Annotated in this window: 15 protein-coding genes; 8 read left to right on the top strand and 7 right to left on the bottom strand. The window is 34.3% G+C overall.

Annotated features, from left to right (window positions below):
- Positions 1-2: 2 nt before the first annotated feature.
- The 6 genes from FJR48_RS08345 to FJR48_RS08320 form a co-directional block, all read right to left on the bottom strand.
- Positions 3-716, bottom strand: a complete 714-nt coding sequence (locus FJR48_RS08345) for a nitrate reductase cytochrome c-type subunit (protein ID WP_152307687.1) — start codon at positions 714-716, stop codon at positions 3-5.
- 1 nt (position 717) lies between these two features.
- Positions 718-1,560: a quinol dehydrogenase ferredoxin subunit NapH gene (gene napH / locus FJR48_RS08340; protein WP_152307686.1), complete on the bottom strand. Its 843-nt coding sequence runs from the start codon at positions 1,558-1,560 to the stop codon at positions 718-720.
- On the bottom strand, positions 1,560-2,351 hold the full coding sequence (napG, locus tag FJR48_RS08335; protein ID WP_152308413.1) for a ferredoxin-type protein NapG: 792 nt from the start codon (positions 2,349-2,351) through the stop codon (positions 1,560-1,562). The genes napH and napG overlap by 1 nt, the downstream gene beginning before the upstream one ends.
- Positions 2,352-2,403: 52 nt before the next feature.
- A complete protein-coding gene (gene napA / locus FJR48_RS08330) occupies positions 2,404-5,226 on the bottom strand; it encodes a nitrate reductase catalytic subunit NapA (RefSeq protein ID WP_152307685.1) in 2,823 nt (940 codons plus the stop codon).
- Positions 5,227-5,342: 116 nt separating this feature from the next.
- The gene (locus FJR48_RS08325) at positions 5,343-6,338 is read right to left on the bottom strand and encodes a type IV pili methyl-accepting chemotaxis transducer N-terminal domain-containing protein (protein ID WP_152307684.1); all 996 of its coding nucleotides are present in this window, start codon (positions 6,336-6,338) and stop codon (positions 5,343-5,345) included.
- A complete protein-coding gene (locus tag FJR48_RS08320) occupies positions 6,331-7,020 on the bottom strand; it encodes a Crp/Fnr family transcriptional regulator (protein ID WP_152307683.1) in 690 nt (229 codons plus the stop codon). Before FJR48_RS08320 ends, FJR48_RS08325 begins: the two co-directional genes overlap by 8 nt.
- Before the next feature lie 48 nt (positions 7,021-7,068).
- Here FJR48_RS08320 and FJR48_RS08315 point away from each other — a divergent pair, with 48 nt between their 5' ends.
- On the top strand, positions 7,069-8,292 hold the full coding sequence (locus tag FJR48_RS08315; RefSeq protein WP_152307682.1) for a diguanylate cyclase domain-containing protein: 1,224 nt from the start codon (positions 7,069-7,071) through the stop codon (positions 8,290-8,292).
- Here FJR48_RS08315 and mqnF read toward each other — a convergent pair.
- Positions 8,289-9,503 (bottom strand): aminofutalosine deaminase family hydrolase, encoded by a 1,215-nt coding sequence (gene mqnF / locus FJR48_RS08310; protein ID WP_152307681.1) that lies wholly within the window; start codon positions 9,501-9,503, stop codon positions 8,289-8,291. The two genes, FJR48_RS08315 and mqnF, sit on opposite strands and share 4 nt — an antisense overlap.
- 115 nt (positions 9,504-9,618) lie before the next feature.
- Between mqnF and aroQ the strand changes: the two genes are divergently transcribed.
- Genes aroQ through fliM form a run of 7 tightly spaced genes read left to right on the top strand, consistent with a single transcriptional unit; the run spans position 9,619 to position 14,856 of the window.
- Positions 9,619-10,095 (top strand): type II 3-dehydroquinate dehydratase, encoded by a 477-nt coding sequence (gene aroQ / locus FJR48_RS08305; protein ID WP_152307680.1) that lies wholly within the window; start codon positions 9,619-9,621, stop codon positions 10,093-10,095.
- 3 nt (positions 10,096-10,098) lie between these two features.
- Entirely contained in the window at positions 10,099-10,587 is a 489-nt protein-coding gene (gene folK, locus FJR48_RS08300; RefSeq protein WP_152307679.1) for a 2-amino-4-hydroxy-6-hydroxymethyldihydropteridine diphosphokinase, read from the top strand.
- Positions 10,584-11,867: a flagellar biosynthesis GTPase FlhF gene (gene flhF / locus FJR48_RS08295; protein ID WP_152307678.1), complete on the top strand. Its 1,284-nt coding sequence runs from the start codon at positions 10,584-10,586 to the stop codon at positions 11,865-11,867. Before folK ends, flhF begins: the two co-directional genes overlap by 4 nt.
- Complete coding sequence (locus FJR48_RS08290) at positions 11,864-12,739, top strand: P-loop NTPase (RefSeq protein WP_152307677.1); 876 nt, start codon at positions 11,864-11,866, stop codon at positions 12,737-12,739. The genes flhF and FJR48_RS08290 overlap by 4 nt, the downstream gene beginning before the upstream one ends.
- 20 nt (positions 12,740-12,759) lie before the next feature.
- Positions 12,760-13,092, top strand: a complete 333-nt coding sequence (locus FJR48_RS08285) for a hypothetical protein (protein ID WP_152307676.1) — start codon at positions 12,760-12,762, stop codon at positions 13,090-13,092.
- Positions 13,085-13,771, top strand: coding sequence for an RNA polymerase sigma factor FliA (locus FJR48_RS08280; protein WP_152307675.1), 687 nt, complete (start codon positions 13,085-13,087; stop codon positions 13,769-13,771). Before FJR48_RS08285 ends, FJR48_RS08280 begins: the two co-directional genes overlap by 8 nt.
- The gene (gene fliM / locus FJR48_RS08275) at positions 13,771-14,856 is read left to right on the top strand and encodes a flagellar motor switch protein FliM (protein WP_152307674.1); all 1,086 of its coding nucleotides are present in this window, start codon (positions 13,771-13,773) and stop codon (positions 14,854-14,856) included. Before FJR48_RS08280 ends, fliM begins: the two co-directional genes overlap by 1 nt.
- Position 14,857: the final 1 nt, after the last annotated feature.

The following is a 14,857-nucleotide window of genomic DNA, read 5'->3' as shown; positions in this document are numbered from 1 at the left end:
CCTTAGTGACTATCTAAGCTACCTGCGGCAGAATCTTTATTTGCAATATCATCTGCAGTTACTTTACCGCCGTCACCTTTAATAGTGTCGATACCGTACATGAAATCTGCTTGTGAATTCCAAGAAGATTTGTTTGCACCGTCATTTTGAGTGTAATCAGGTTCAAAATTATTTGCAACAGCTAATTTACCTTGTGACTGAGGAGCATGACATTGTGAACAATTAAATCTAGCACCTTGAAGTCTATCTTCTGTTTTGATAGATACCTCGTTTTTCATATTGTCAACACTTTTACTAAAGTCTTCACCGTCAGCACTAATATGGTGTGTCGGTCTAAAGTTAGTATAATGTGATCTAGGAATAGGTGTAGCACCCATTGAAACTGCAACTGCAGGTTCATGACATCCAGTACATTGATTGTTTCCGATTTTAATCGGCAACATACCTTCTGTACCGTGTGGAATCATAGGTGGAGCATCTTGGAATGCTCTGTTGATTTTATAACCGCTACCACAAGCAGCTTCGCTATAGTTTGTTTTATCACCTTGCGTTTCAGCTTTTTCCGAATATAAATCAGTCTTTCTTAAACCTAATGACTTTTCAGTCACCGTAGGTGCAACTTTATTTCCACTTGCCGGAGTTGCACTGTCGTTACAACCAACAAATAAAAGTGTTGCAGTGAATAAACCAATCGTTATTTTACTCATTATTTTCATTTTATTCTCCCGTTTTATTATTTTTTTCTAAATTTTTTGAGGCCATACCTCTAATTGAAAAACCTAAAGCATCGTCATCACATACTTCGATACATCTAGCACAGTTTGTACATTCACCCATAGTTACGGGTAGGCTTTCTTTATCTATCATATGCAAGACCTGTTTTTCAGGGCAAACAGTTTTACATTTCATACATGCAGTACAATTATCTACATTATGGTGTACTCTAATGAGACTAAATCTCCCTATAAGTGAATAAAATCCACCTAAAGGACAAATATGTCCACACCAACCATTCTTTAACACAAATAAATCAAAAAGAAAAATTATAAGCATCGCTGCCCAACCAAAGCCTAAACCAAAAACAATACCTCTGTGAACCATAGAAATCGGTGATATAAACTCAAAGGCTGTTATACCCATTAGTGCAGATATCAAAATACCCATACCAAAAGTCCAGTATCTCATATTTCTAGATGATGGTTGTCTTTTTTGGATTTTGTTAAATCCTGCTTTTTCCCTTATATAGGCAGCTGCATCCGTAATCATATTTATAGGGCATACCCAAGAACAAAAAGCACGTCCGCCGATTAACATATACACTACAGTTATAATCGCAACACCTATTAGTAAATCTGTTGCAAGAACAGCACCTGCTGCTAACATTTGTAGCATAGCATAAGGATCGCTAAGCGGAACAATTCCAAATACTAATGATGAACTTAAATTACCTTGCAGTATAGTCCATCCCCAAGCATTGGCACCAAAATATAGTAACATCAATCCAATTTGTGTAAACCTTCTTAAAAATAGGTATCTGTAATTATTCCAAAGAGTACTCATTAGTATAAATCCTCCAGACCGCTATTTAAAGAATCTACTGCTGATTTTTTACTTAGTTCGGTTGTTGTTTTAATTTCAGAAGCATTTTCTAAACGCTTTTCATCATTTTTATCCCAACCTTTTATGTAATAATCACCGGCTTTACCCAATGCAACTTCACGAGGAAGAACATATATCGCAGCTTTTTCAGTTACACAAGCTTTTTCACAAAGACCACATCCTGTACAGACATCATTTTGAACTACCGGACGCATAAAACTATGTTTCCCCGTACGTTCATTTCTTACATACTCAATTGTAATTGCCTCACCTAGTAGTGGGCATGCTCTATAACAAGCATCACATTGAATACCCCAGAACGCGATACAACTTTCATCATCTACAACTGCAACACCCATATCTGCTACGTTTATATCTAACTTTCCATCAGTCGTTACGCTTTGCTCATCTAATGCTCCGGTAGGACATACCGGAACACAAGGGATATCTGGACACATGTAACAAGGTATATCTCTAGGAATAAAATACGGTGTCCCTAGAGGTTTATTGTCACCCGGTTTAGATAGTAATAGTGTGTCGTAAGGACAAGCCTCTACACATAAACCGCATTTAATACAGGTTTTAAGAAAATCTTCTTCTTTTAAAGCACCCGGCGGGCGAAGCGTTAGTTCAGAAGCCGTAACTTCATCAACATATGCACTCCATATAAAACCGCCAAGAGAAGCAATACCTACACCTCTTGCCATATTAAGAATAAATTTTCTTCTATCACTAAATTCTTCGTTTTTCATTTTTCTTTTCTCATTTTGAGGATTAAAACTGCTCAATACAGTTCACCCCCTATTATGCTTTGTAAATTTTTACCGCACATTTTTTAAAGTCTGTTTGTTTTGACATTGGACATGTCGCATCTAAACATACTTTATTTATAAATACTTTCTCATCAAACCATGGAACAAAAACAAGTCCACGAGCAGGTCTATTTCTACCACGAGTTTCAACACGAGCTTTAACTTTACCGCGACGAGATTCAACCCAACATAGTCCACCTTGTTTAACATTATATTTTTTAGCATCTTCAGGGTGCATATAACAAAGTGCTTCTGGAACCGCACGATACAGTTCAGGTACACGCATAGTCATAGTTCCTGAGTGCCAGTGTTCTAGCACACGACCTGTACATAACCAAGTTGGATATTCTGCATCCGGCATTTCCGGTGGATCCATATAAGGACGTGCAAATATTTTGGCTTTGTTTTTCAAGCTAACTTTTTTAGAGTCTTTATCTTTACCTGTAAGCGTACCAGATTGAAGTGCTTTAGCTAACGTACCGTAGAATGCATGTGAGTTACCTGTTTCTCTAGTAGCTTTTGCTGCATAAGGATCGTATTTAGCATTAAATCTCCACTGAGTTTCTTTACCGTCAACAACCGGCCATTTAAGACCACGAACTTTATGGTAAACATCAAACGGTGCAAGGTCGTGACCGTGTCCACGAGTAAACGCAGCATATTCTTCCCAAAGATATTTTTGGATGAAGAATCCGTAACCTTTAAATTCTTTACCGTCTGAACCGATAACACCACGGCTATCACCATAACCTTCTGTATTGTCATAACCAGCCTGAATAGGATCGTTTTGGTCAAGTTTATAAGTTTTAGAAACTTTGTTTTCAAATAATACTTCATATAAAGTAGTATCTTTGTTATAACCCATTGCATAAGCTTTTTCAAGTACGCTTGGAAGAGCTTTTTTACGAGGACCGCTTGGTGCGTATTCACCCCAAACTTCAGAAATTTTGAAACGTTTTGATAACTCAACCCATTGCCAAGTATCACTCATTGAGTCACCTACAGGTAGTACTTGTTGTCTCCAATGTTGAGTACGACGCTCGGCATTTCCGTAAGCACCCCATTTTTCATAAATCATAGCTGTTGGAAGGATTAAATCAGATACTTTCGCAGAGATACCCGGGTATCCATCGGAAGTTACGATAAAGTTATCCATCTCACGTGCAGCTTTAATCCAGTGTTTAGCAGATGCAGAATCTTGGTATGGATTACAAACGTTAACCCATGCAAATTTAATTAAACCATCTTCAATACCACGGTGGATAGCCATAATATGTTGTTTACCTACACCGTTTAGAGTACCTTCTGGAATCATCCATTTTTTCTCTGCAATTGCACGGTGTTTAGGGTTTGCTACCATCATATCAGCTGGAAGACGGTGTGTAAACGTACCAACTTCACGAGCAGTACCACAAGCTGAAGGTTGACCAGTTAAAGAAAATGCTCCAGAACCCGGTTTAGCTTGTTTATTTAACATAAAGTGAACATTATAAGATAATGTATTTACCCAAGTACCACGTGTATGTTGGTTCATACCCATAGTCCAGAAAGATACAACTTTACGATTTTTTTCAATATATAAGTCAGCTAATGCTTGAAGTTTAGCTTTAAAACTTTCTAATGACTCATCAGGGTCACCTTTAGCAACTCTAGCTGTATAGTCTAGTGTATAAGGTTCTAGTGATTTTTTATACTCTTGGAATGAGATTTCCCAGTGACCAAGTGTACCTGCAGTATGCTTCATAGTATCACCGGCTTTATAACCAAACGGCTCTAATGCAGGTCCTTCTTTTTCAGAAACGATAGTAGTCATCTCTTTATTGATGATTTCCATCTCTTTAGCATCGTATTTACCTTCTTTAAGTGATTTTTCACCCGCTCTTCTCATACCGTAACCGATGTTTACAGGACCAGCTGCGAAAATCATGTGTCTTTTAACAAAATCCCAGTCGATAATACCTTCAGCTTCATCTCTCATAACGATTTCACGAGCGATATAGTTCCAAAGAGCTAAGTCTGTATTTGGTGAAAATATAATTTCGATATCAGCTAAATCTGATGTACGGTGAGTATAAGTTTGGATAGATACAACTTTTACGCGCTCAGGATCTGATAGTTTTCTATCAGTAACACGAGACCATAAAATAGGGTGCATTTCTGCCATATTTGAACCCCATGCTACAACAGTATCTGTAAGCTCGATATCATCATAACAACCAGAAGGCTCATCAACACCAAATGTTTGATAAAAACCAACAACCGCAGATGCCATACAGTGACGAGCATTTGGATCGATTGCGTTTGAACGAAGACCGGCCTTCATAACTTTTTGAGCTGCATAACCTTCCATAATCGTATATTGCCCAGATGCAAAAATACCAACACCTTCCGGTCCACTTGCTTTAAGTGCTTTTTTGATGTTTTTCTCCATTTCATCAAAAGCTCTTTCCCAGCTAACAGGTGCAAAGTTACCTTTTTTATCAAAGTTTCCGTTTGCGTCAACTCTTAATAAAGGTTTAGTAAGTCTGTCCGCACCATACATAATCTTAGCATTAAAATAACCTTTAATACAGTTAAGACCACGATTTACCGGAGCTGCAGGATCTCCCTTAACGGCAACTATTTTACCGTTTTTTGTAGCCATCATGATACCACAACCTGTACCACAGAAACGACAAGCTGCTTTGTCCCATCTCCAATCGCTCTGAGCATTATTTGCTGCTGCTTCTAGCTCTGCCGGTACACTCATACCAACTGCTGCCGCTGCAGATGCTGCTGCTGAACTTTTAAGAAACTCTCTTCTTGATAGTGACATATTTTCTCCTATAAGATAATTTTTTGTTAATGTGTCCTTTAACAAATCATATGTTATCTGTGCGAAAAAAATAATTCTATGACCTGCGTCAAGAAACTATATTTAAAATTTAATATTTAATTAATATTTGGTCTGCAAGCCAAAGTGAGTTTTTCTAGCTCACTTTTTAATTTCTGAAGTTTCCTTGTAGCGTTTATAAGCTCTTCGGATGATTCGATCATCATATCTTCAGAATCATAAAATTCATTTGAATTAAGAGATGATTCACCCATAGCATCTATAATAGAATCAAATTCTTCGGTTAAGTTTTCCAGCTTTTTACTAGCCTCGTCAGAATACGCCATAGCGGAGTTTATTTTCTCTATGAAACAGTTTATAGTTTGACTAACTTCTACAATTTCCTCTTCATTTTCATCTTCAAAATGCATAGGTTCGAGATTTGAAATATCCCCACCGCTGATTAGTTTTTTATAATAATTCATAAAGCTGTCAACGTGAGATTCTATTAGGCGAAGTTGTAGTAGTGAATATATTAAAATCAATACAAAAATAAATAAAAATACGTATTGGGTTATCTTTATATTATTAATTTTATCTTCGGAGTTATTGGTATAAAAAGTAACAAGTTTATCAACATTTTCAAGTAAAATAGGATTTGTTTTATATATATGTAAGACAATGGCATTTAATTCGGTATCTGAAACTGCACTTTTTGGATTTGTGCTTAATATCTTGAAGTTTTGAATATCTTCATAATATTTTTCCCACAGTTTTTTAACTTCAAAAAGTTGATTTGATATTTTTAGCGTAGGTACTCCTGAAATTCCACGTGACTTGTCACCGTGTTGCAAAGTACTTAAGCCTTCTATAAACTCATCTACGGCCGAATTAAGTTCGTAAAAATCTTTACTTCCCGTATAGTGTATATAAAAAATATTTTTTGCCATTTTTTGAGTTAGCATTCTTTGTTTACCGACGATGTTTACTACTAATGCATCTTTGGATGTTTGATTGTTCAAAAAAATAGTAGTAGAAACAATAGCCGCGACCAGAAACATCAGTAATGCACCGAGAACTTTTATTTTGGTACTGATTTTTGTCTTTTTAGCCATCTATTATATCCCCCATATATATTCTCTTTAGGGCTTTTTCATCTTTTATAATAACTTTTGAATTTTCTATCTCAATAATAGAATTTCTTGAAAGTTTTTTCAATACACGCGAAAGTGTTTCAGGTTGAATATGAAGCATAAAAGAAACTTCATGGCGCTTTTTTGAATTAAAAATTTTTAAATCATCATGTAACATAAAAGCAACTTTTGCCGTTGCATCAAATACTAATTCTCTATTTACTATACAGTGCAGTTGAGAATTTTTTTGAAGAATCTCTTTTATAAACTCATGATTTAACAGCCCTTTAGATAAAAAATCATTTCTAAACTTGTCGTAATCTATCTCTAGAATTACGCTGTCTTCTACAAACTCTGCATTTGAAAAGCAGTATATGGTATCATTTTCAATAGTTGTAAGTTCAGATATCATATGGTTTTCATATATATGATAAAGAAAAATTTCATTTTCGTATTTATCTATTTTATAAACTTTTAAAAGCCCGCTAAGTAAAAAATAAACTTTATTCTTAGTATCATTTTCATAATATAGAATAGAATTCTTCGGGTATTCTTTTATAATAGATATCTCTAAAATATTTCCTATCTGTCCATCATCCAGAGTTTTGAAAAACGATAAATTTTTAATATACTGAAGTTTCTTTTCAATTTCCGTTTGTAACATGGCGATATTTTATCACTTTATGGTATAGCAGTTGCTTAAAGTCAAATTATGAAGTTTATTGAAGCATTAAAACTAAGAAGCAAGTTACTGTTTTTGTTCATATTGGTAACACTTGGTCTTATTGTTATAGCTATTATAGGTACTATAAATATAAATGAGATGAAAAAAAATATCGATTCATTGTATTTTGGTTCATTAGTACCTGTTACGGAATTAAACGAAATTATACAAATATATGACGGAGAGCTGCCTGCAGTCGTATTTAAGGCAAAATCATCCGAAATAAATTCAGATGAAGCATACTCTAAAATAAAAAATTCTATATCTAAGATTGAAAATATTTGGAAGAGTTACGAGAGTCATTTTAAAAGAGATGAAGAACTGCAATATGTAGAATATGTATCTTTAGAAATAAATAATACAAATTTATATTTTCAAAAACTTCTAAAATATGCAAAAGATGAAAAAAAATTTAAAAAAATATCAATTACGCTTTTAGAAAAAAAGATTCGGCATATACATCAAACAATAAAAAAATTAATTAATTATGAAATAGAAATAGCACAATATGAAAGAAAGAATTTTTTAAATACATATGATTCAATCATTAGAGAGGTAGGTTTAGTCTTACTGATTGTAATTTTTGGAATACTTATAATATCATACTATGTATTTAAGAGCATCCAGGGTGATCAAACAGAACTTGAAATAGCACACAAAAAATTAAAACGCGCAAATAAAAAACTCGAAGATGCTTCATATACGGATTCGTTAACAAATCTGCATAACAGACGCTATTTTAATCTTATTTTTGAAAAAGAAGTTTTAAGAGCCAAACGCTCTAAAAAATATTTGACGTTTATGATGCTTGATATCGATTATTTTAAACAGTATAACGATACATACGGTCATATTGAAGGTGATAACGCTTTGAAAAAAGTTGCTCAAAAATTAGATAGCATTTTTCAAAGACCAAGTGATTATGTTTTTAGACTAGGAGGCGAAGAGTTTGGGGTTTTAATGAGTGATACAGATACTCAAAACAGTTCTGAAATGGCACAAAAAATCTGTGATAATATAATAAACTTAAAAATAGAACATAAAGGTAGTCAAATTAACGATTATTTGACAATGTCGGTTGGCGTAATATCTTGCAAAGTTACCCAGACATTTAAAGAAGAACAGTTAATATCCATAGCAGATGAAATGCTTTATAAAGCTAAAAAAGATGGACGTAACAGATTTGTTATCTATGATAAAGAATGTTCCTAAAGAGCATCTTTACCGTTAATAATAACTTTAGATACATTGTATCTGTGTAAAATAATATGAATCGGAAGTTCTTCATTAGGTTCTGCATCTAGATCAAGCACAATCATATCTGCATTTTTCCCCTCTTTAATCTCACCTGTGTTTAATCCAAGTGCATCTGCGGCATCTTTTGTAACACTTTTTAAAAGTTGTTTTGCAAAGTCTAGCAGCGGTTCTGAGGGATGCATAAAAAGAGATATTTTCATCTCTTCAAACAAGTCTAATTTGTAGTTTGAACTAAGTCCGTCGGTAGCTACTACCCAACGAATATTTTTATCGTTTAACTCTTTGATATTTAATGTTTTATTACCTAAGAGTCGATTTGAAATAGGGCAGTGTATGATAGTCTGCTTATTTTTAGAGATGCTGTCTAACTCTTTTTTATTAGTTGTAGTAGCATGTGTAAAAAGTACATTGACACCCTCAAAATAACTTAGAAATTCTTCACTGTCGCATACGGCAGAGTTTTGTTTCAAAAGTGTTTGAAAAAACTCTTTAAAATCACCGTCACTTTTATCAAGCCAGTCACGTTCAGCCTGAGATTCCATAAAATGTGCCGTTAGTTTTAAGTTTTCATTTTTAACAAGTTCTATCGCTTTTTTTACAAGTATAGGATGCACCGAATAAGGCGAATGTATAGCAATTGCAGGGTAAAAACCTTCACGTTCTATTGCTTTTGAGGCATCTAAACGTGATAAGAAGTCACCATACAATGCATCGGCAGCTGCAGCTTGGCTTCCAATGAGCTCATTAAAGAACACAACATTTTGTTTTGCGTTTGCACAAACTTCCAAATCCATTGCATGAGAAGATATTGCACCAAAAGTCGTTATTCCCGATTTTAGCATCTCATCTGTTGCTTTTTGCATACACTCATATGAACAATCGTTAATTAAGTCTTCACGGTTTTCGATTACGCTATAGAGCCAAGAGATAAAATCACCATATGAGAGTTTTGTTTTATTTGCACTGAATTCTATATGTACATGCGAGTTTATAAGTCCTGGCATCAGCAGAGAATTTTCCCTAAGCGAAGTAACCTTAGCATCGGGAAACTCTTCTAAAAGTTGTTCATAGGGTGCTATTTTTTTAATTGTATTATCATAAGCGACAGATAAATTTGTAGATATTCTGTCATCTAAAAATATATAGTGTGGCGTAATTATTTGCATATTATTTCTTTAATGTAGTTTATATGTGGAATTATACATCATTTGTTAAAAATCAATCAACTTTAATATTCTATAAGATAAAATATCCCTTTAAAGTTAAAACACAAGGTAAAAAATGAAAGTAGTAGTTATCCAAGGTCCAAACCTAAATATGTTAGGTGTCAGAGAACAACAAATTTACGGACCGATGAAATTAGAACAAATACATGCTCAAATGAAAGAGTTTGCTGAACAAAATAAAATCGAGATTGAATTTTTTCAGTCAAATTTAGAGGGTGAAATCGTAGATAAAATTCAAGAATGTTACGGTGAAGCTCATGGAATTATTATTAACCCTGCAGCATATACGCACACGTCAATCGCTATTCGTGATGCGATTAGTGCAGTCGGTATTCCGACAATTGAAGTTCATATCTCAAATATTCATCGTCGTGAAGAGTTTAGAAAAGAAAATATGGTTGCACCTGTATGTGCATCTTCTATCGTAGGTTTTGGTCCTTTTGGTTACCACTTAGCTATGGTCGGTATGACGCAAATTATGCAAGAGATTGCAGCTGCGCAAGCAGCACAACAACAGGCTCAATCTAAATAATATATGTATCTACAGCGTAAACTAAACGATAAACTTGTTTTGTATAAAGGTTTACGTTTTGGATATAAAACCACTCAAAAAACAAAATTTACTCATAAAGTTACTGTTGGAATAGGTGGAAATATCGGAGATGTTAAACGAAGATTTGAACATCTTTTTTATTTTTTAAAAAAAAGTAAAAAAGTTGAAGTTTTACAAACGTCATCTATTTTAAAAAATCCACCGTTTGGGTTTAGGGAACAAGATGATTTTTTTAATGCTTTAGTTGTTTTAAAAACAGGTATGACTCCTATGCAGATGCTAAAATATCTTCAAATGGTTGAAAAAAAATTTGGAAGAAAAAGAAGTTTTGCAAATGCACCTAGGAGTTTGGATTTGGATATAATATTCTTTGATAATGCAAATATCAATAATAAAAGATTAAAAGTTCCGCATCCACATTGGAGAGAGAGAGAAAGCGTATTGATACCTTTAATGGATTTATATAGATGAAGATTTTAACTTTTAGCGGCAAAACCCCTTCAGAAGCACTAAAAAAAGCTAAAATGGAGGTTGGTGATGAAGGGATGCTTATTGAAACTCGCGAAATTCAAAAAAAAGCATTAGGTAAAGAACCTTTATATGAAATAGTAATCGGAATTGAAGAAAGTGATATATCGTCCGGTTATCAAAAACCAAAGAAGCCGCTTCAAAACCAAACACCTTTAAAAAAAGAGAGTGAAGACGTACTTTTTAATATCTCAAAATCTGCCGAACAGATTTCACAGATTTCCGATGTTACAAGACCTCAGTTTGATTATGGGGAGCATAAGAACAAAACAATGCAAAATTTAACTTATGCAGAACCTAAAGAGCTAAAAGAGATTAAGGCTCAGATTAATAAACTAGGTGATAAAGTAAAATTAATTCAAGATATGTTTTGGGATGAGAAATCACCTGAATTACAGAGTCAAATACCGCCGGAATTTGCTGAAATATATAGACTGTCGGCTCAAAGCGGTATGAGCAGAGAACATCTAGATGTTATTATGAGAATGACACTAGAACATATGCCTTTAAAGATGCGGGAAAATTCTACAACCGTAAAGCGTTATTTTCAAACTCTGCTTAGAAAAGTTATACCTATTAGATTAGAGAGTACACCAAGTATAGGAAATAAAAAAGTAATAATGCTCGTAGGACCTACAGGTGTGGGAAAAACGACGTCTATAGCAAAGCTTGCAGCCAGATATTCTTTTTTAATGCAGAAAAAATATAAAGTAGGGTTAGTTGTTTTAGATACATACCGTATCGGTGCGGTTGAGCAGTTGATGCAGTATGCAAGGATGATGAAACTGGGGATTGAGACTGTCGTAGATCCTCCTGAGTTTTCAGCTGCGCTTGAATCTTTAAAATATTGTGATTACATTTTAATAGATACTATGGGCTCAAGTCCGTACGATAAAAATAAAATAGAGAAAATTTATGAGTGTTTGGCAGCTAATGATACAGAGTATAGTGTAGATGTAGTATTAACTATGCCAAGTTCGATAAAGTATGAAGATATGCTTTTAACGTATGAAAACTTTTCATCTTTAGGTATTGATACTTTGATGTTTACAAAACTTGACGAGACAAAAGGATACGGAAATATTTTCTCTCTTACTTATGAGACCAAAAAGCCTATTAGTTATTTTTCGGTTGGTCAAGAAGTCCCTGAGGATTTAGTATGTGCTACAAGTGAATTTTTGGTTGAGTGTATGCTTAATGGTTTTAACAGGAGTAAGGCATGATGGGGCATCAGGCAGAAAAACTTGAAAAACTTGTAGCATCATCGTCTAAAAAACGTTCTCGCAATACTCGCTTCATTGCTATAACAAGCGGCAAAGGCGGAGTAGGTAAAAGCACGATTAGTTCAAATTTGGCTTATATGCTCTCAAAAAGCGGATTAAATGTTGGAATATTTGATGCAGATATCGGTTTAGCAAACCTTGATGTTATGTTTAACGTAAAGATTAAAAAAAATATTTTACATGTTTTAAAAGGTGAAGCATCGGTTCAAGATATACTTATTCCGGTAACTAGAAATTTGATTCTTATTCCGGGAGAGAGTGGAGACGAAATTTTAAAATATGCCGATAAAGCACTTTTTGAAAAGTTTATGCAAGAAGCGGAAATATTAGACAAACTTGATGTAATGATAATAGACACGGGAGCAGGGATCGGTGAACATATACAGATGTTTTTAAATGCTTCGGATGATGTGATAGTAGTAACAGTACCAGATCCTGCCGCAATTACGGATGCATATGCTACAGTTAAGACGATATCAAACTTGAGAAACGATATCGGTATGATATTAAATCAGGTAAAAAATGAAAAAGAAGCACTTGCAATTTTTCAAAAAATTAAACAAGTAGCTCATTCAAATATTACGCCGGAATTAAATTTAGAATTTTACGGAAAACTGAATGAAGATGTAAAAGTATCTTCTTCTATTAAAAAAAGAGAGTTGTTTTGTGTAAGTTCTGCAAACTCTTCCGTATATAAAGATTTGGAGCAAATAGCAAATAAAATTATTACAAGATTGGAACGAAACGTGCTAGTTTCTGCTGATGATAGTGGTTTAAGCGGACTGTTTAAACGCTTGATGCAACATTTTTAGAAGTAAATTTTGGGGTGCTTATGTTAGGTGAAAATTTTGTGTATTTTTTTACAGTTCAAGGTTTTTTTGTAGGTATAATTTTTGGTGTTTTAAAATCTTTTGATGCCGAAGGACTACTACTTTACACATTTTTTATAACTGCTTTTTTTTACCTATTTTCCCATGTTATAGTTGCATTTTACTTTAAAACCATAGCACTAAAAACATATATGTTTCCAAAAGATATACATGAAAAACATCTGGATATTTTTGTAGAAGAGATTGACAGACGTGAAAAGCTTATCGACTCCGCCATGAAAATAACCGATGAAGCTATTAAAGTTAACAAAGAGTCAGGTCATCATAATGCATAACGGATACCATAGTGACATAAAACATAAAGAGGATGAGTTAGCTATACAATATCTTCCTGCAGTTAAAGCTATGTCATTTAGGCTAAAAGAGAGACTTCCAAGTTCTGTGGATTATATGGATTTATCCGCTATCGGAACAGAAGAATTAATAAAACTGGCACGCAGATATGATGAGAGCTTAAACGATTCTTTTTGGGGTTATGCAAAAAAACGTGTGTATGGAGCTATGCTTGATTATCTAAGAAGCCTTGATATATTAAGCCGTGCCAGCAGAAAACTTATTAAACAGATTGATTATGCTATTGAAGAGTATAGAGTTGAACATGATGAAGAACCTTCAGATGAACAGCTTTCGGAGATGCTAGATGAAAGTATCGAAAAAATTCATGAAGCACGTATTGCATCTAGTATATATACGGTTATGCCTTTACATGACCAACTTCAAGTTGGTGATGAAGGTGCAGCCCTTGCAAAAGTTGAGAGAGATGAACTTGTGGGAGTTATCAAAAGTGTACTTATGACATATAGTGAGCGTGAGCAAATGATTATTCAGTTATACTACTTTGAAGAGTTGACATTAAAAGAAATAAGTGAAATACTGGATATAACCGAATCAAGAATTTCACAAATTCACAAGTCCGTACTACAAAAAATTAAACAAAGCGTAGGAAATGAATAATGGCTGATATATTAAGTCAAGATGAAATTGATTCACTTTTAGACGTTTTAGAAGATGAAGGCGGGGATTTACCAGATACCTCTGAGGATATATCTCATCCACAAAAACAAGCTACTCTTTATGATTTTAAAAGACCTAACAGGGTATCAAAAGAACAGCTTCGTGCATTTCGCGGTATTCATGATAAGATGGCACGTTCACTGGCAAGTCAGATTTCATCTATTATGCGTTCAATCGTTGAGATTCAACTTCATTCTGTTGATCAGATGACATACGGTGAATTTTTAATGTCTTTACCAAATCCGACCAGCTTTAATGTTTTTTCCGTAAAACCGTTAGAAGGAAGCGGAGTTATCGAGATAAATCCGACTATCGCCTTTCCTATGCTAGATCGTCTTCTTGGTGGAAAAGGTGAACCTTTTGACGCATCTCGCGAGTTTTCTGATATAGAACTTTCACTTTTTGAATCAATTTTGCGTGTAATGATGGGGACTCTCAAAGAAGCTTGGGGTCCTGTAATGGAAATTTATCCAAATATAGAATCAAAAGAATCCAGTCCTAACGTTGTCCAAATCGTTGCTCAAAATGAAATCGTAGTCATGGTAGTAATGGAGATTATTATCGGGCATAGTTCCGGTATGATGAATATATGTTATCCGGTTATCTCCCTAGAACCTGTTCTTCCAAGGTTAGCTTCGCGTGACTTGATGTTAAACGAGACAAGTTCGAAAAAAAGTAGAAATACTGAGCTTCAAGTATTACTTGGTGGTGCAAAAGTAACCGTAGAAGCAAATCTTGGTAATGCAGAGCTTACTTTACGAGATATTTTGGAATTGCAGACGGGAGACGTTATTAGACTATCAGAAGCAGCCAATGATATAGTAACGGTTTGTATAGACGGTAAAGACAGATTCCGTGGGGAGATAGGACTTAGAAGGTTTAGAAAATCTATACAGATAACAGAGGTAATAGATACGGAAAAAGATGCAGTTAAACGTGCATTAGAAAATTTTGAGAAAAAACGTCATGATAAGATATCCGGTGTTTCTGAGATAATTAATGACGAAGAAGAAGTGGGTGAATAAA

This window comes from Sulfurimonas lithotrophica (assembly GCF_009258225.1).
Taxonomy (GTDB): Bacteria; Campylobacterota; Campylobacteria; order Campylobacterales; family Sulfurimonadaceae; genus Sulfurimonas; species Sulfurimonas lithotrophica.
This window is presented reverse-complemented; position numbering and strand designations above follow the sequence as displayed.